Origin of the sequence: Sphaerisporangium sp. TRM90804 (assembly GCF_029846175.1) — a bacterium.
Lineage (GTDB): Bacteria > Actinomycetota > Actinomycetes > Streptosporangiales > Streptosporangiaceae > Sphaerisporangium.
Genome location: NZ_JARWAC010000002.1, coordinates 1 through 17,778, shown reverse-complemented (window position 1 = coordinate 17,778; position 17,778 = coordinate 1). Strand labels below are relative to the sequence as shown.

Below are 17,778 nucleotides of genomic sequence, written 5' to 3'. Positions count from 1 at the left end.
GCACGCCGCCCCGTGCGGACGCCCGCTCGCGACGATCTTCTTACCGGCCCTTTATCCCGGTCCGCCGATGCGGTAGACCGCGTAGTCGCCGGTGCGGAGCCGCAGCGTCGCGAAGCGGGCGAGTTCCGGGTGGGGCGCGCGCCGTTCGTCGGCGAGCAGCCAGCGCACCCCGTACCGGTCGCGCAGCAGCCCGACCGTCCCGGCCGACGGCGCCTGGAACGCGGCGTCGTTCGCGCGGAGCCGATCGGCGTCCCAGAAGGGTAGGCGGTTGATCCGCACGCCCGGCCGCCACCGGTCCAGGTTCCGCGCGGTGTAGGCCCATCCCTCCACCAGGACGCGCCGCTCGGTGAGCGCGCTCACCCAGACCTGCTGGGTGTCGCAGGGGTCCTCCTCGCCCCAGCGGCAGTGCGTGTTCGTCGCCACCAGCTCGTCGGGGCCGGAGTGCGCGCGCAGCCACCGCGCGGCGGTGAGGGTGCCCTCGGGGACGGGCCGGGCGTCGGCCTCCGGGGCCACGCCGCCGACGCCCCGCTGCGCGGCCTTGCCGATGGCCGAGATGACGTGCGCGTGCGCGCACGCCGGAAGCGCGACCGCGCCCAGCGCGATGACGACCAGCGCGCACGCCCTCAGCCGTCCGGCCCGCGCGGCCAGGACGCCGCCCGCCAGGGCGGTGACCGCCACCAGTACCGCGTACGGCCGGTACAGCAGCAGGTCGGACCGGCCGGGCGCGAGGGGCGTCGTCACCGCGCCGAGCACCGGCACCAGGTAGGCGGCGAGCAGGCCGGCGCAGACCGCGGCGACCACCCAGTGGAGCGGCAGCCGCGCGCGCCGCGCGAGCACCAGGGTGCCGTGGACGGTCAGCACCACCAGGTAGGGGTAGGCGGCGAACAGGAAGAAGAACTGGCTGTACCCGGGGTGGCCGAGCAGCAGCACGGCTCCGTGCGCCGCCGCGCCCATGCCGAGCACGAACACCGGGACGGGGCCGGTGATCAGGCCGCGGCGGGCCAGCAGGCCCAGCACGCCGCACCAGGTGACTGCCCAGCACAGCAGGAACACCAGCGTGACGCCGAGCAGGGACCCCGGCGGCGGTGAGAACTGCCGCCCGATGCCGGCCAGCGGCTCCATGCCGCTCAGCTCCGCCCAGCTCTCGCGCATGAACGCCAGGGGAGCGACCGACATGCCCTGCCGCACGCGGCCGAACAGCACCACCTGGGCGAACGCGAGGCACGCCAGGGTGGCCGCCAGCAGGCCCAGCACCCGTGGGGACGGCCGCCGGCGCAGGCCCCCGGCCACGGCCACCGCCGTCAGCCCGGCCGCCAGCAGCGGCAGGTACGTCGCCTTGGCCCCGATGATCGTCACCAGGAACACCGCGATGAGCAGCCACCGGCCGAGGCCGGGCCGTTCGGGCTCGAACAGCTCCAGCACCAGCACGACCAGGGGGGCGAACAGCAGCGCGCCGAAGGTCTGGGTCGGGCTCACCCAGGCGGCGTCCTGCAGGCCGCCCCAGGCGAGCACGTCGTTGTGCCCCAGGTACATGCTCGGGGCGCCCACGAGCATCGTGCCCGCCAGCACGGCCGGCGTTCCGGCCCACGAGCCGCTGACCCGCCGGCCGGTCATCGCCACCAGCACCAGGAGGGCGGCGAGCATCGGCGGCACGGTGAGCCGGAACAGCAGCGTCGCGGGCTCGATGCCGGTGATCCAGCTCGACGCCGCGAAGTGGGCGTAGACGAACCAGTGGTAGTACAGCGGCTCCCCGGCCACGTGCGGCATCACCGGGAGCACGTGGTGCTTCAGCTCGCCGATCAGCGTCAGGTGGAAAGGCAGGTCGTAGTCGTTGGCGCCCATCGCCGGCCACGTCAGCGCGTTCATGCGGAAGAACCGCAGCGCGCCCCAGGCGGTCACGCCGATGTGCGCCAGCGCCAGGACCCAGGACACCCAGAGCGGGGCGGCCTCGGCACGCCGGGAGCTCCAGCGGCGCCGCAGCGGGGGCACGAACAGCAGGGCGGCGTAGGCGGTGACCGGCCAGGCCAGCACGAGCAGCGGGGCCCCGAGCGCCCGGGCGGGGATGTAGACGAGCACCTCGACGGCGTAGCCGAGGGCCAGGCCGAACGCCGCCTGCTCGGCGGTGGTGACCCGCCCCGGATACAGGGCGCGCACCAGCAGCATGCCCGGCAGCGCCACGCAGAGCGCGAGGTAGGCGCCGAAGAGGGCCAGGTCGCGTACCGGGACGCCGTAGTGGTGCAGGACGGCCGCGGTGACGGCGGCGGCCAGCACGGCGGGCGTCCATCCCGACCGCCATGGCCGGCGCGCCCGCGGCGGGCCCGGTGGCGCGCTCGCGCCCGCGGCCGCGGCCGTGCCCGCCGGTCCGGTCACGGTCGGCGAGGTGCTGGAGGGCTGTGTGTGGGCCATGGCCGGATTCTTCCGGCGAGATCACCGGCACGGCCTCGCGCGGCCGCCGCTCCCGGTGATCTCCTTGCCCGTCCTTGCCCGGCCCGAGGGGGAGCCGTCCGGGCGTCGCGGCCCGTGCCGCGTCACAGCCGCTCGACGTTGGGGCCCCGGCAGCGGTTGCGGGTGTCGAAGACGAAGCCGCTGGCCCGCTGGACCAGCTCGTAGTCGAACCGGTCGTGGTCGGTGAGGATCACCACGGCGTCGGCCTGCGCCAGCTCCCAGGCCGTCGGCTCCACCATCATGACGCCCGCGGGCAGCGGGTGGGACTCCACGTGCGGGTCGGCGACCCGCAGGTCGGCCCCGAGCCTGCTCAGCGCCCGCGTCACCTCGATCGCGGGCGACTCCCGGATGTCGCCGGTGTTCTTCTTGTAGGCCAGCCCGAGCAGCAGGACGCGGCTCTGGGACACCGGCTTGCCCAGGCGGTTCAGCGCGAGCGTGAGGCGGTGCACCACGTGCGCGGGCATCTGGGCGTTGATGTCGTTGGCCAGCTCGACGAACCGGAAGTTGTGCCCCAGGCTGCGCTTCACCTTCCACGACAGGTACGACGGGTCGACCGGCAGGCAGTGCCCGCCCACGCCCGGCCCCGGGGTGAAGCGCATGTAGCCGAACGGTTTGGTGGAGGCCGCGTCGATCGCCTCCCACACGTCGATGCCGAGCTGGTGCGCGAAGACCGACAGCTCGTTCACCAGGGCGATGTTCACGTGCCTGAAGGTGTTCTCCAGCAGCTTGCACAGCTCGGCGACACGCGGGGAGGACACCGCCACCGTCTGGTGGACGATGCGCTCGTAGAAGGCCCGGACCGCGCGCAGCGACGCGGGGTCGACGCCGGAGACGACCTTGGGGGTGTTCTCCAGGTGCCAGCGCCCGTTGCCCGGGTCGATGCGCTCGGGGCTGTAGCCGAGCAGGAAGTCCTCGCAGGCGCGCAGGCCGGAGCCCTCCTCCAGCAGGCCGCGCAGGTGCTCCTCGGTGGTGCCGGGGTAGGTCGTCGACTCCAGGACGACCAGCGCGCCGGGCCGCAGCAGCGGCGCGATGCGGCGCCCGGCGTCGGTGACGTGGGTGAGGTCGGGAACCCCGTCGCGCAGCGGCGTCGGCACGGTGATGACGCAGAAGTCGAAACGCTCGGCCTGGGCGTAGCACGTGCTGGCGCGGTAGCGGCCGGACGCGCGCGTGTCCTCCAGCGTCCGGTCGTCGACGTCCTCGATGTAGGACTCGGCGGCGTTGAGCCGTTTGACCCGCCATTCGTCGACGTCGATCCCCACGACGTCGAACCCGGCCTCGACCGCGCTCACGGCCAGGGGCAGGCCGACGTAGCCCTGCCCGACCACCACGAGTCTTTCGCCCATGTCATCCCCCTACCTTGCGGACGTGCCCGACTGTAGGGGGCGGGAGGCGACATCACGATCATTCGGCGCCGGGCGCGCGTGTCGCCGTTCGCCCAGGTCGGGGGGCTCAGCCGTTCGGGCCGACGCGGCCGAGCATGCCGGCGACGGCGCGCACGACGCCGCGCGGGACGTACTTGGCGACCCCGGCGATGGCTTTGTAGCGGACGTCGGGCACGCTGACCGGCAGGCCGCGCGCGAAGTCGCGCATGGCCGCGGCGGCCACGCGGTCGGCCGACAGCCACAGGAAGCCGGGGATGGCCCCGGTGTCGATGGACGCCCGCCGGTGGAACTCGGTGCGCACGAACCCCGGGCACAGAGCCATGACGTGGACGCGGCGCTCGGGGATCTGGACCGCCAGCGCCTCGCTGAAGTTCACCACCCAGGCCTTGGACGCGCTGTAGGGGCCGTAGGGGAAGTACGCGGCCACCGACGCCACGTTGACCACCCCGCCGCGTCCGCGGGCCCGGATGCCGGGCAGGGCGGCCATGGTCAGGCGCGCGACCGCCTCGCAGTGCAGCCGCAGCATGGCGACCTGGTCGGCCACCGGCATCTGCAACGCGGCGTGCCGGTGGCCGAAGCCGGCGTTGTTGACCAGCAGGTCGACGCCGGCGTGCAGGCGGTCCTCCACCGTGGCGAGTTCCTTCTCGGACGTCAGGTCGGCGGCGAGCGTCTCGACGTCCACGCCGTACCCGCGGCGCAGGGCGTCGGCCGCGGCGGCGAGGCGTCTCTCCTCACGGGCGACCAGCACGAGGGAGAAGCCGTCGGCGGCCAGCTTGCGGGCGAAGGCGGCGCCGATGCCGGCGGTCGCCCCGGTGATGAGTGCGGTGGGCATGCGGGCAGACTAGCGAGCTTCGGGCCCCGGGCCGTGGAGACTCGGCCGTGCGGCCCCGCCGCCGGGGCACAGAACGGGACCCCGTCCCTGCGCGACGCGGCTCTCGCCGCGCCAGGCTCAGAGCGTCTCGTCCCTGCTGGAGCGGTGCGGCACCCGCTCGGCGGGCACGACGCCCATGCGCCCGGCCTGGAAGTCCTCGAAGGCCTGGACGATCTCGTCACGGGTGTTCATGACGAAGGGGCCGTACCTGGCGATCGGCTCGCGGATGGGCAGGCCGCCGAGCACGAGGATCTCCCATCCGCGCGCGCCCGCCGCCGGCTGGGAGTCCGCGGCGCGCACGGTGAGCGCGTCGCCGCGGGGGCCGAAGGCGGCGAGCTGCCCCTCGCCGAGCGGGCTGGCCGACGGGCCGGCGGTGCCCTGCCCGGCCAGGACGTACACCAGCGCGTTGAAGCCGACCGGCCAGGGCAGGTCGAGGCGCGCGCCGGGGGCGACGGTGGCGTGCAGGTAGGTGATGGGCGTGTAGGTGACGCCCGGCCCCTCGTGTCCGGCGAGCGAACCGGCGATCACCCGCACCAGCGAGGCGCCGTCGTCGCTGGAGAGCAGCTTCACGTCGCCGCGGCCGATGTCCTGGTAGCGCGGGGCGACCCACTTCTGCGCGCGCGGCAGGTTCACCCAGAGCTGCACGCCGTGGAACATGCCGCCCGAGGCCACCAGCTCCGGCGGCGGCTGCTCGATGTGCTGCAGCCCGCTGCCGGCGGTCATCCACTGGGTGTCGCCGTCGGCGATGAGGCCGCCGCCGCCGGTGGTGTCGCGGTGCTGGAAGGCGCCGTCGATGATGTAGGTCACCGTCTCGAAGCCGCGGTGCGGGTGCCAGGGCGTGCCCATGGCCTCGCCGGGGGCGTACTCCACCGCGCCCATGTGGTCGAGCAGCAGGAAGGGGTCGGCCAGCGACAGGTCGACGCCCGGGAACGGCCGGCGGACGGCGAAGCCCTCGCCTTCCAGGTGCCGCTGCGCGGTGATCACGCGGGCCACCGGCCGCCAGGCCGTCGTGGCCTCGGGCAGGCGGGGAAGGCGGGGCAGGGTGAGGGTGTCAGCGGTCACGGCCGGCATGGGTGCCTCCTTATCGGCGCGGCTCACGCCGCGGGACGATGATACTCCGCACAACAGAAGTTGATACTTCAACTATTCCTGGACGGCGCCGACGCGCGAGGTCACAACTGGAGCCAACTTTCCGCCAAGATTTGGTCAAGACTTCTCAGCGCTCCGGGCGCGGCGCCTGCCGGAAAAGAGGGCACAACAACCATGTTGACCCGCAAGGCGGAGGTAAGGCCCCTGTGGATGCGTCGCGGGTGGGGCCACGGCTGATCGCGTTGGCGGCCGCGGCCGTCATCGCAGCCGGGGCGGCCGGTTGTGGCGGTGCGGAGTTCACCTATGTCATGGGCGGCGACGGGCAGAGCTACTTCAAGATCCCGGCCTCCTGGCGCAAGGTCGACCAGAAGGCGCTGGACCGCGAGCTGTTCGGCGACCTGACCTCGGCCACGGCCCAGTCGCGAAAACAGCTCTCCTGGACCGTCGGTTACGACGGCGACCGCACCCCGTCGGCCGGCCACCTGCTCGACCCCGGCGGCTCCGGCGAGCCGTTCGCCTTCGCCATGGTGTCCGAGCTGACCGAGGACCAGCGCGACGCCGCGTCCCTGGACGCCCTGCGCAACGCCGCCATGCTGCCGGTCGTCGTCGAGGACGACCTGCGTGAACGCATGGAGCAGACCCCCGGCTACCCCTTCAAGAAGTTCGAACTCCTCAGCGACGAGGTGCTCCCCCCGGAGGACGGCGTGCGGGGCGTCCACGTGGTGTACAACTTCAAGGTCCTCGGAGGCCCGGTGCAGACCTTCGACCAGACCGCCTACCTCGCCGCGGACGGCACGCGCGTGTCCGTCCTGCTCATCCGCTGCCCGGCCGCCTCCTACCGGGGCCGGGCGGAACAGATCGGCGGCATCACGCAGTCGTTCAAGGTCAAGCGGCTGCCTGGATGACCGGTGACCCGGTGAGGAGTCCCGATGACACGACACCCCGCACCTGAGCGTCCCACGGGCCTGCGCGCCCCCGACTCCGGGCCGAGCTCTCCCGGCAGGCGCACCATGCCCATGTGGGACCGCGTCAAGTTCCTGATCGGGCTCACCGTCGCGTTCCTCGTGCTGGTCTGGCATCAGATGTCGAGCTTCGAGGGCATCATGCCGTTCGGCGACGCCCTGCTCGTCACCGCCGTGGAGGGCGCCGGGCAGCTCATCCTCGTGCTGATCGGCGTGGAGGCGGTGCGCCAGCTCCACTTCGTGGTCAGCGAACGCTCCGCCGGCTACCACCGGTTCTGGACGGGCACGGTCTTCGGCGGCTTCGAACGCTGGAGCCGCCGCCGCTTCAGCGACTGGAACCGCTACCGCATCGCCAGGGTGCTGAAGTGGCTGTTCTGGATCGGGCTGCTCGCCCTCGTGCTCGGCCAGATCCTGGACGTCTCCCCGCTGCTGGCCCTCTTCCAGGCGCCCGCCCTGCTCTGGCGGGTCCTGCCGTACGGGCTCCAGCTCGCGTTCGCGTTCTTCTTCGTCATCGTCCAGTTCGTCGGACTCTTCTGGTTCATGTCCAGGGGCGGGATCGAGACCTACTACCCCGACGACATCAAGACCCGCTTCGCCGACGTGTGGGGACAGGACCACGTCGTCGAGCGGGTGAAGGAGAACATCGTCTTCCTGGAGAAGCCCGACGAGATCGAGGCCAAGGGCGGCTACGTGCCCAGCGGCCTGCTCCTGTGGGGCCCGCCGGGGACGGGCAAGACCCTGATGGCCGAGGCCGTCGCGGGCGAGACCGGCCGGCCGTACGTCTTCGTCGACCCCGGCGCGTTCGTCAACATGTTCATGGGCATCGGCATCCTGAAGGTGAAGTCGCTGTTCCGCAAGTTGCGCAAGCTCGCGCTGCGGTACGGCGGCGTCATCGTCTTCTTCGACGAGGCCGACTCCCTGGGCCGCCGAGGCGCCCTCGCCCAGCAGGGGCCGCCCGGGGGCGGCCACTCCACCGGCCACTCCGCCGCCTTCCCCACCGGGCCCGGGGCGCCCCGGGTGGGCGGCCCGTTCCACACGGGCTGCCACGGCTTCGACTACCTGTCCGGCGACACCCGGGCCGTCCTCACCCGGCAGGCACTCGGCCCGTCGCGCGCCGAGACGCCCGGCGCCGTGCGCGACCGCGTCGTCATGGGCGGCATGGGCATGGGCGGCTCCGGCGACCAGGGCACCCTCCAGGCGCTGCTCACCGAGCTGTCCGGGCTGAAGAAGCCGCGCGGCATCCTCAACCGCTACGTCCGCAGGCTGTTCGGCATGCGCCCCAAGCCGCCGCCGAAGTACCGCATCCTCGTCATGATGGCGACCAACATGCCCAACTCGCTCGACGAGGCCCTGCTGCGGCCCGGCCGCATCGACCGCATCTACAAGGTCGGCTACCCCTCCAAGGCCGGCCGGGTGCGCACCTACGAGGGGTACTTCGACAAGGTGCGCCACCAGCTCACCGCCGCCCACCTCGACAAGCTGGCCACCATCACCCCGTACGCCACCGGCGCCACGATCAAGGACCTGGTCAACGAGTCCCTCATCACCGCGATCCGCGACGGGCGCGAGGTCATCACCTGGGCGGACGTCATGACCGCCAAGCGGCTCAAGCAGCTCGGCCCGCCCGAGGACGTCGAGTACATCGAGCGCGAGCGCCACGCGGTGGCCGTGCACGAGGCGTGCCACGCCGTCGTCGCCTACCGCACGCGTCAGCACCTGGAGATCGACATCGCCACGATCGAGAAGGGCGCCGACTACCTCGGCATGGTCTCCAGCATCAAGCCCGAGGACCAGTTCACCCGCTGGCGCAGCGAGTACGAGGCCGACATCATGGTGTCGCTGGCCTCCCTGGCGGGGGAGCGCATGTTCTTCGGCCAGGACAACTCCTCGGGCGTCTCCGGCGACCTCGAGAGCGCCACCATGGTCACCGGCCTCATGGAGGCGTACTGGGGCATGGGCACCGGCCTGGCCTCGCTGCCCGCGCTCCAGCAGCTCGGCATCCGCGACGGCAAGGCGGCCCCGCGCCCGCGCGGCGTCGGCGGCACCGGCTACACCCAGGAGCCCGGGCCCGCACGCGACCACCTCACGCCCGACATGCTGGCCGAGCGCATCGAGTACAACCTGTCGCGGCTGCTGAAGAAGACCGAGGAACTGCTGCGCGAGAACCGGCGCGAGGTGCTGTGCGTCGCGCACGCCCTGGAGCGGCACAAGACGCTCAACGGCGACGACGTCATCGCGGTGATCGAAGGGACGCGGGGGCCGCTCGTCGACGGTTCCGCCTACGGCGCGGACGGGTTCCACGACCGGTTGGAGGCCTACCACGAGGTCGCCGCCGACGCCCACCGCACCCACAGTCACGTCACCGCCCCACTGCCCCGCCCGGCCGCCCAGGTCGCCGTCCCGGTCGTCGCCGGCCACGTCGTCCCCCACGGCGCGGGCCCGGTCCCGCCGCCGGAGCCCTCGGAGCCGTCGGGGTCGCCCGCGCCGGACCTTCCGGCCGCGTCCCCACCCAACGGCGGGGGGCCGGTCGCGCCTCAGCCGGGCGGCCCGGTCGCCGCGCCGGACCTGCCGGCGTCCCCGAACGGGAACGGCTCGCCCGACTTCATCCCCTGGAGCGCCGAACCCGCCACGGGAAGGGAGACGGCGCCCCTGCCGTCCGTGCCGCCCCAGGTGCCGCGGCCGGAAGCCTACGTGCCGCATCAGGGTGGCTACGAGCCCGCGCCCGGGGAGCCGGGAACCGTGCCGCCCGCGTACGGGAGGGCGGGCTCGGGGCCGCGGCGGTCGATCCGTCCCGTGTGGATCGCGCTCGCGGCCGCCGCGGCGCTGCTGGGGCTGGTGGTCGTCATGCTGGCCGCCGTCGGCGGCGGGCCCTCCGGGAGCGAGCCGGCCGGGTCCGGGCCGACCGGCGCGATCATCGCGCTGCTCGTCGTCGCCGTCCTGCTCGTGGTCGGCGGCGCCGTCGCGGTGCTGATGATCCGGGCACAGCAGGCCGCGCGTGCCAAGGCCGAGGAGTCGCGCGAGCGCGCCTTCGAACGGGCGCAGCTGTTCGCCGCCGCCATGGACCCCGAGACGGCGATGCGCCTCCTCGGCTACGACGACCGCGACCCCCGAGACGGAGGCTGACCCCCGCGGCCCCGTGACCCGGCCGTCACCCGCTCCGCCCGTCCTTCGCCGCCGTCACCGCCGCCCGTCCCGCCGAAACGAGCTCGGCGGGGTGGCGCTTGCCCATAGGGTCCAGCGCAGGGAGTGATCGACCCGCCTCCCGCGCCCGGAGGCGCGGCGACGGCGGACGGGGACGAGCGGGAGACGCGGGATGACGGTTCGACGTGCCGCCGTGCTGGCCGGCGCAACCTTGACGGTGGCCGCGTGCACCGGGGCGCCGGTGCCGGGCGCCACCGGCACGCCGACGGCGGCGCAGCGGCCGCACCTCGGCCGGGTGATCGACGACGCGCCCGCGCTGCGCCCCCTCGCGGTCGACCGCGACCCGCTGTGGAACCAGGGCGCGAGGGGCGCGCTCAAGGTCGTCGGCGGCGCCGCGCTGCGCGGCGAGTCCGCGGTCCTCGTCGGCAACGCCGGTGAGGGCAAGGCGACCCGGCTGGTCGTGGCCGACGCGGCCACCGGAAGGGTGCGCTGGTCGGTCGAGGAGTACGGCCGCCTGCGCGGCGGCGGGGGCGCGGTCTGGCGGGCGATGGCCTACGGCCACCCGCAGACGCCGCAGATCGTGGGGGACGGCGGCGACTGGGGGATCCTCGCCGACTACTACCTGACCGCCTGCCGGCATCCGGCGGGGCTCTGCCCCGCGGGCTCCGGCCCCTCCGACGAGACCGGCGTGGCGCTGCTGTCCGGCCGGGACGGCCGCGTCCGCTGGAAGCTCCCGCTCACCCCCGCCCGCACCGGCAGGGCCGCGAAGGTCGCCGGCCGGCTGACCGGGGCGCTGGCCGCGGGCGACGGCCGGATCGCCCTGGCCACCGTCGCGCCCACCATGAACACCAGGTTCGGCGACACGCGCCTGGTCGCCTTCGACGCGGTGACCGGGCGGCGGCTGTGGACCCGGCACGGCGTGCAGCCGGCGCTGATGGCGGGCGGCATCGTGCTCGGCCGCGTGGCCGACGGCCCGGGACGCTCGACGCTCGACGTGAGCAGCGGGACCGTCACCGCCCTGGACGCGGCGACGGGCCGCACCCGGTGGGACCTGTCGGACCGCCTGCCCGCCTCGCTCCCGATGCTGGCCGCCGGGCGGACGTCCCTGGTCAGAGAGGTAGAGGACGGCCGCCTGGGGCCGCCCCTGCTCCTCGAAGCCGGCACCGGCCGCGAGATCGCCCGCCTGCCCGAGTTCGTCACCGACTGCCAGACCGACGGCGAGAGCCTGATCGCCTGTGAGTTCAACGACCTGACGCAGCACCGGCTGATCACCGTCGGGCTCGGCGACCGCGAGGTCAAGGTGGCCAGGCGGGAGATACCCGACTCCACCCTCGCGGCCGTCTGGAAGGGCCACGTCTTCCTGGACGACCGCGGCGACCGCGGCTACGAGGTGGACCGCTCGGCCAACACGCTCGCCGACGACCTTCCCGGCCAGCCCATCGCGCTCTCCGATCGCTACGCGATCTTCAAGGAGCGGTACTCGGAAGCGCCCCGCTACTCCGTCCACCGCGTGAACTGACCGGCCCTGCCGCGCCCGCCGCGAGCCCGGGGGCCGGCCTGGTCGGCCGGCCTGGGCGGCCGGTCGCCCTCAGAGGCGGAACTCCAGGTCGGGGACGATCTCGGCGACGTCCATCTGCGCCTTCTGCAGCCGGCCGGAGTAGTCCCAGTTCATGGCCTGCCAGCGGGTGAACTGGTCGAGCACCCACATGCCCGACTGGCGGCTGCCGTTGCCCGACCGGCCGTTGCCCCCGAAGGGCAGGTGGGCCTCGGCGCCGGAGGTGGAGTTGTTCACGCTGACCATTCCCGCGCCGACGCCCGACCGGAAGCGGAACGCGGCCTCCGGGTCGGTGGTGTAGATCGACGACGACAACCCGTAGCCGGGTCGGTTGGCCAGCTCGATCGCCTCGTCCAGGCTGCCGAACGTCCTGACGCCCACGATGGGGCCGAACGTCTCCTCCAGGAAGAGGCGGTCGCCCGGGCGCACGCCGTCGACCACCACGGGGTGGTAGTACAGGCCGCCCGCCCCGTCGAAGCCGCCGCGCGGGTTCTCGGCGGTGATGCGGCCGGTCGGGCCGGTCACCACCGTGTGGTGCGGCTCGATCCAGCCGAGGTGCTCCTCGAAACGCTCGGCGAACCGCTGGTCGAGCATCGGGCCGTACAGCACCTCGCCCCTGGGGTCGCCGACCACGGCCTCCTGGACGGCCCGGGCGTAGCGGTCGAGGAACTCGGCGTGCACGGAGCGGTGCACCAGGACGGTGCCCAGCGACGTGCAGCGCTGCCCCGCCGTGCCGAACCCGGAGAACAGCGCGCCCTCCACGGCCAGCGCGAGGTCGGCGTCCGGCATGATCACCATCGGGTTCTTGCCGCCCAGCTCCAGGCACGGCGACTGGAGGTGGCGCCCGCACAGCTCGCCGATGCGGCGCCCCACCTCGGTCGACCCGGTGAAGCCCACCTTGTGCACGTTGCCCTCGGTCAGCGCGGCCTCCAGGCCGGCGAACGTCGTGGGGCCGTCGGCGAAGACCACGTTCAGCACGCCGTCGGGCAGCCCGGCGGCGGCGAACAGGCGGTACAGCGCGTGCGCCGAGGCCGATGCGTACTCGGCCGGCTTCCACACCACGGCGTTCCCGCACAGCAGGGCCGGGACGAGGTACCAGCTCGGCACCGCCATCGGGAAGTTGCCGGCGGTGACCACGGCGGCCACCCCCACGGGCACCCGGAAGGTGAACAGGCTCTTGTCGGGCATCTCCGACGGCACCGTCTGGCCGTACAGGCGCCGCCCCTCGCCGAGGAAGAAGTCGCAGGTGTCGACGATCTCCCTGACCTCGCCCAGCGCCTCGGCGTACGGCTTGCCGATCTCCTGGGTGACCAGGGCGGCGAGGGCCTCGGCGTTGGCCTCGACCAGCCGGCCGATGGAGGCGATCACCCGCCCCCGCACCGGCGCGGGCACCCGCGCCCACTCGCGCTGGGCCGCGGCCGCCGCACTGCACGCCCAGGCGAACGTGGCGCCGTCGGCGAGCAGGACCTTGGCGACGGTCTCGGCGGTCCTGGCCGGATCGACCGACGTGTACGTCGTGGCGCTGGCGTCCTCGGCGGGCTTGCCGCCGACGACGGAGACGATCCGCCGGGTCATCGCCGTCCTCCTCGTGTGGCTGAGCTTGCCATTCTGCCGCCTCCCCGGGTTTTACCCATCCGCGGCCCGACCGCCGCCACGGCTCCGCACTCCGATCGCCGCCTCGGCTCGGGTGCCCGACCGCCGCCGCAGCTCGTGCGCCGTCGCGGCTCCGGGGGCCGATCGCCGCCGGCTCGGAGCGGGATCAAGCGGCCCACCGGGGCGGGGCGCCCGTCGTCAGAGCGCCCTGAAGTCGGCGAAGTCGAAGCCGGGGGAGACGACGCAGCTCACCAGGACGCCCTCGCCGCCCGCCGGGTGCGCGGCCTGCCAGGTGCCGGCCGGCACCAGCGCCTGCGGCACCTGGCCGTCCTCGACGTCCGGCCCGAGCGTCACGACGCGCTCCTCGCCGGGCCGCTCGCCCGTGCCCCCGAGCAGGAGGGTCAGCGGCCCGCCCCGGTGCCAGAACCACACCTCGTCGGAGCGGACCACGTGCCAGACCGACCGCTCCCCGGGCTGGAGCAGGAAGTAGATGCCCGTGGCGCTCTGCCGCGTGCCGTCGTACCCCTGGGGGGCGAGCGGGACGGACGTGCGCCAGGTCTCGCGGAACCACCCGCCTTCGGGGTGGGGCAGCAGCCCGAGCGCCTCGGCGACCGGCGGCCGCTCGTCGAGCGCGACGAACGCCCCGGTGACGTCGCGCCGCAGGAACCTCACCCGTCCCCCGTCCACGGCGACCACGGCCTCCGGCCCCGTGAACGCCTCAGCGGCGGCCCGCAGCGCCGCGCCGTCCTCGTCGTCCGCGACGACGGAAGGCCCATCCGGATAAGCGTCCAGCCTCATCAACAACACGCGCCGATGCTACGCCACCCCCCAACCCACCCCCGCGAGCCCGGCGTTCGTCGCCCACGCGACGCCGTGACGCGTCCTGCCGAGCGCGCGCGGCAGGACGCGCCCGTCGAGCGGGGCTCGGATCAGGCGGTGGGGCTCGGGTCAGACCGAGGGGGACCGGCGGCGCTCGCCGAGCACGCAGAACTCGTCGCCCTCCGGGTCGCTCAGGACCACCCAGGACTCCTCGCCCTGCCCCACGTCGGCGGGGCGGGCGCCGAGCGCGATCAGGCGGTCGACCTCGGCGCGCTGGTCTTGGGGCCGGAAGTCGAGGTGGAGCCGGTTCTTCACCCGCTTGCCCTCGGGCACGGGCGTGAAGAGCAGGCCGGGCAGCACGGCGGGCGCGGCCCGGATCTCGTACTCCTCTGCGGCGTCGTTGACCACCACCCAGCCGAGCGCCTTGCTCCACCACTCCCCGAGCGCCACCGCGTCGTCGGCGTCGATGACGATCTGTTCCCATATGAGTGCCATGGCGGCCCCTCTACCCGTCGGGAGAAGACTGGCACCGCTCTTCCCCCGGCTTCTCCATCATGACGGCAAATCCGCCTTCTACCTGCTGTTTCTCCCCATCTCGGGCCGGTTCCCGTCCGTCGCCGAGATGACCGTCGCGTGGCCCGATCGAGGCCCCGTTTTTGTCGGACGTCGTCGATAGTGTGCGGTGCGTGATCGAACGTTGGAGTCGCGATCAGGTTCTCGCGCTCGCCCCCGACGCCTCCTCTCAGAAGGGAGCCAAGGGGGTCTGCGCCCCGGCCAAGTGGTCGGGCGTCGGCATCATGCCCGACGTCGTCTGGGGGGAGTGCGCCGGTAGCGGCGCCAAGCCGTACCGCGCGTGTGTCGACCTCGCGGCCCCCGCCTACCGGTGCTCCTGTCCCAGCCGCAAGTTCCCCTGCAAACACGCGCTCGGCCTCCTGCTGCTCTGGTCGGCCGACGGCGTTCCCTCCGCCGACGATCCACCCGCCTGGGTGGGCGAGTGGCTCGACCAACGGCGCGCCCGCGCCGCCAAGGCCGAGGCCACGTCCGCCGGCCCCCGGTCCGCCCAAGCGGGCGCGTCATCTACCGGCTCCACCCCGCCCGCCCCCGGCGCGCTCGCGCGAGAGGGCGACACCCGGTCGCCGGGCGCGGCCGTGCCCGGGGCTCCCGGCGTGCCGGGGGAGCACCCCGCCGGGCTCGACGCCGGCCTTCCGCAGGCGGGCGCGGCGGGCCCGGGCGACACGGCGGCGGCTCGGCGCGCCGTCCAGCGCGCCGAGCGTGTCACCTCCGGCCTCGCCGAGCTCGAACGCTGGCTTGCCGACCAGATCGCCCAAGGCCTCGCGGGGGCCCGGCAGAACGCGCCGGCCCAGTGGGGTGAGCTCGCGCGGCGGCTCGTCGACGCCCAGGCGCCGGGCGTCGCGGCGGCGGTCGCGCGCCTGCCCCGCGTCCTGGCCGAGGACGACTGGCCGGCCCGCCTGCTGGGCGAGTACGGCCTGATCCACCTGCTCGCCGTAGGCCACCGCCGCGCCGGCGAGCTTCCCGCCCCCCTGCGCGACACCATCCGCTCCAGGGTCGGCTTCCCCATCACCCGCGAGCAGGTGCTCGCCGGCGAGACCGTGCGCGACCACTGGCACGTCCTGGGCAAGCGCGACGACGAGCAGGACCGCCTGATGTCCCGCCGGGTCTGGCTGCGCGGGCGCGAGACCGGCCGGGTCGCCCTGGTGCTCTCCTTCGCCCCCGCCGGGCAGGCGTTGGACGCCTCCCTCGTCACCGGCACGTCCATCGACGCCGACCTCGCGTTCTACCCCGGCTCGTCCCCGCTGCGCGCCGTCGTCGCCACCAGACACGCCACCGCCCAGGCCGGCCCGCCCTCCGGCGGCGGCGTGCGGCAGGCGCTCACCGAGGTCGCCGCCGCCCTGGAAGGCGACCCCTGGCTCGACTCCTGGCCCGTGGTGCTCACCGCCGTCACCCCCGCCAGAAACAAGACCACCTGGCTCCTCACCGACACCCCACTCCCGCCCATCACCCCGGCGGCAGGTCCGGCCCGTGATGTCGCGGCGGCTCCCGCGGAGACGCCCGATGCGGTGGGTGACGTGCCCGCCGAAGGTGCGGGGGGTGAGGGGCCGGTGGTGGAGGGCCTGCCGCTGCGACCGGCGGCCGAGGAGCCCTGGCGGCTGCTCGCGGTGTCCGGCGGGCTGCCGGTGACCGTCGCGGCCGAGTGGACGCCGCGGGGGCTTCGGCCCCTGACGACCTGGGATGAGGAAGGCCGGGTGGTGGTGCTGTGATGTCCGCCGACGAATGGGAGCGGCTGGTGTCCGCGGCGCTGGTCGGCACCGACCGGCGTCCCGTGCCCGGCCTGCTGGGGCAGGCGGCGGCCCACGCGGTGGCGGCGCGGGCGGGGCAACGGCTCCACAGGGGCGAGCCGTTGGCCGCCGCGCTTCCCGAGGAGCAGCCGCTGGTGCCGCGCGCCGCCGGCGAGCGCGTGGCTCGCGTCCTCGACGGTGAGTACCCCCGGCTGCTGCCCGAGTGGCTGGAGGCCGCGGCGGGCCGCGGGTTCCGCATGCCGCCCCAGCTCGTCCCCCGGGTGCTCGACCACGGCGCCAGAGACCGCTCGCTGCGCGCCCCCATCGGCGTCCTCGCCGGAGCCCGGGGCCGCTGGCTCGCCTCCCTCAACCCCTCCTGGTCCTACCTCCAGGAGGAGGCCACCGCCCACATGCCAACCGGCGTGGCGGCGGAGGAGGAGTCCGGGAGCCGGCGGGGAGGGCCGGGGAGCGGGGAGCTCCACCTGTGGGAGTTCGGCACCCGGGGCGACCGGCTGTCCTACTTCCGGCGGCTACGCGCGGCCTATCCCGCCAAGGCGCGAGAGCTGCTGATACAGGGGTGGGAGACCGAGGCGCCCGAAGATCGCGCCGCTTTCGTGCACGCGCTGGCCGACGGGCTTTCGATGTCCGACGAGCCCTTCCTCGAAGGGGCCCTCGACGACCGCAGGCGCGAGGTCAGGAGCCAGGCCGCCGATCTTCTCACCCGGCTGCCCGAGTCGCGGCTCGGCCTGCGCATGGCCGAACGGGCGGGCCGTTGCCTGTCCCTGGCCGGCGGCAGGCTCGTGGCCGAGCCCCCGGAGTCCTGCGACGCCGCCATGGAGCGTGACGGCGTCCGGTCCCGCGCCCCGGCCGGCACCGGGCAGCGCAGCTGGTGGCTCCAGCAGGTCGTCGCGCACACCCCGCTCGGGTTCTGGACGACGCACCTCGGCCTCACCGCCAAGCAGATCGTCGCGCTGAACCTCGGCGACTGGGCGCGCGAGATCAGGCTCGGCTGGGAACGGGCGGCCGTGCTCCAGGACGATCCCACGTGGGCGCGGGCGCTGTTCGCCGTTGAGCCGCTCAGCGACCTGCTCGCCGTCCTGCCCCCGGCCGAGCGGGCCGGCAAGGCCGCCGAGCTGGTGCGCGACCAGCCGGTCGACGGCCAGCTCATCATGATGCTGGGCGGCGTCCCCGCGCCCTGGGGCGAGCCCCTGGCGCGGGCGGTGCTCGCCAAGATCCTCGACACCGTCGGCCGCCAGCCGTGGAACCTCGGCGAGCTGGTGCGCCTGGCGAGCGAGCGCGCCGACCCGGCCATGCACGAGATCGCCGCCCGGCTGTCCCCGGAGCCCCCCGTGCAGGAGGTCGCCGCCACCCTCCGGTTCCGCTTCGACATGCTCACCGAACTGGGCGTCCCGCCCGCCACCACTCCTGACCATCATCCGCACCACACCCGACGCGAGAGCGAGCCGCCGACATGACAAGGTTCACCTCCATCCCCGGTAGGCCGGTCCGCCGTCGGGCGGCGGGCGGTGACGGCTGGGTCTTCCTGCCCGGTCGCCGGCCCGGTGTCTCCTCCCGGCGAGAACGGGCGGCCTCCCGGCGCGACCGGGCGCCGTCCCCACCGTCC

12 protein-coding genes are annotated in these 17,778 nt (G+C 74.3%); 5 read left to right on the top strand and 7 right to left on the bottom strand.

The features are described 5' to 3' along the window. Positions 1-51: 51 nt before the first annotated feature. The 4 genes from PYR91_RS01770 to PYR91_RS01755 all read right to left on the bottom strand — a co-directional run bounded on the left by PYR91_RS01770 (position 52) and on the right by PYR91_RS01755 (position 5,769). Positions 52-2,406, bottom strand: coding sequence for a hypothetical protein (locus PYR91_RS01770; RefSeq protein ID WP_279777242.1), 2,355 nt, complete (start codon positions 2,404-2,406; stop codon positions 52-54). A gap of 122 nt (positions 2,407-2,528) precedes the next feature. Next, a complete protein-coding gene (locus PYR91_RS01765) occupies positions 2,529-3,788 on the bottom strand; it encodes a nucleotide sugar dehydrogenase (protein ID WP_279777241.1) in 1,260 nt (419 codons plus the stop codon). Between the two features lie 106 nt (positions 3,789-3,894). Further along, on the bottom strand, positions 3,895-4,659 hold the full coding sequence (locus PYR91_RS01760; protein WP_279777240.1) for an SDR family NAD(P)-dependent oxidoreductase: 765 nt from the start codon (positions 4,657-4,659) through the stop codon (positions 3,895-3,897). A gap of 117 nt (positions 4,660-4,776) precedes the next feature. Next, entirely contained in the window at positions 4,777-5,769 is a 993-nt protein-coding gene (locus PYR91_RS01755) for a pirin family protein (RefSeq protein ID WP_279777239.1), read from the bottom strand. Positions 5,770-6,008: 239 nt separating this feature from the next. Between PYR91_RS01755 and PYR91_RS01750 the strand changes: the two genes are divergently transcribed. The 3 genes from PYR91_RS01750 to PYR91_RS01740 all read left to right on the top strand — a co-directional run bounded on the left by PYR91_RS01750 (position 6,009) and on the right by PYR91_RS01740 (position 11,409). After that, complete coding sequence (locus tag PYR91_RS01750; RefSeq protein ID WP_279777238.1) at positions 6,009-6,692, top strand: hypothetical protein; 684 nt, start codon at positions 6,009-6,011, stop codon at positions 6,690-6,692. A 24-nt stretch (positions 6,693-6,716) separates the two neighbouring features. Then, positions 6,717-9,872: an AAA family ATPase gene (locus PYR91_RS01745; protein ID WP_279777237.1), complete on the top strand. Its 3,156-nt coding sequence runs from the start codon at positions 6,717-6,719 to the stop codon at positions 9,870-9,872. 190 nt (positions 9,873-10,062) lie between these two features. Beyond that, complete coding sequence (locus tag PYR91_RS01740) at positions 10,063-11,409, top strand: PQQ-binding-like beta-propeller repeat protein (RefSeq protein WP_279777236.1); 1,347 nt, start codon at positions 10,063-10,065, stop codon at positions 11,407-11,409. 69 nt (positions 11,410-11,478) lie between these two features. On the opposite strand, the gene PYR91_RS01735 is transcribed toward PYR91_RS01740, so the two are convergent. The 3 genes from PYR91_RS01735 to PYR91_RS01725 all read right to left on the bottom strand — a co-directional run bounded on the left by PYR91_RS01735 (position 11,479) and on the right by PYR91_RS01725 (position 14,352). After that, positions 11,479-13,020, bottom strand: a complete 1,542-nt coding sequence (locus tag PYR91_RS01735) for an aldehyde dehydrogenase family protein (RefSeq protein ID WP_279777235.1) — start codon at positions 13,018-13,020, stop codon at positions 11,479-11,481. 216 nt (positions 13,021-13,236) lie between these two features. Next, complete coding sequence (locus PYR91_RS01730; RefSeq protein ID WP_347942842.1) at positions 13,237-13,836, bottom strand: cupin domain-containing protein; 600 nt, start codon at positions 13,834-13,836, stop codon at positions 13,237-13,239. 150 nt (positions 13,837-13,986) lie between these two features. Then, positions 13,987-14,352 (bottom strand): VOC family protein, encoded by a 366-nt coding sequence (locus PYR91_RS01725; protein ID WP_279777233.1) that lies wholly within the window; start codon positions 14,350-14,352, stop codon positions 13,987-13,989. A 191-nt stretch (positions 14,353-14,543) separates the two neighbouring features. Between PYR91_RS01725 and PYR91_RS01720 the strand changes: the two genes are divergently transcribed. Continuing rightward, positions 14,544-16,136: an SWIM zinc finger domain-containing protein gene (locus PYR91_RS01720; protein ID WP_279777232.1), complete on the top strand. Its 1,593-nt coding sequence runs from the start codon at positions 14,544-14,546 to the stop codon at positions 16,134-16,136. Beyond that, entirely contained in the window at positions 16,136-17,629 is a 1,494-nt protein-coding gene (locus tag PYR91_RS01715; protein WP_279777231.1) for a DUF5691 domain-containing protein, read from the top strand. Before PYR91_RS01720 ends, PYR91_RS01715 begins: the two co-directional genes overlap by 1 nt. The last annotated feature ends 149 nt before the right edge of the window (positions 17,630-17,778 follow it).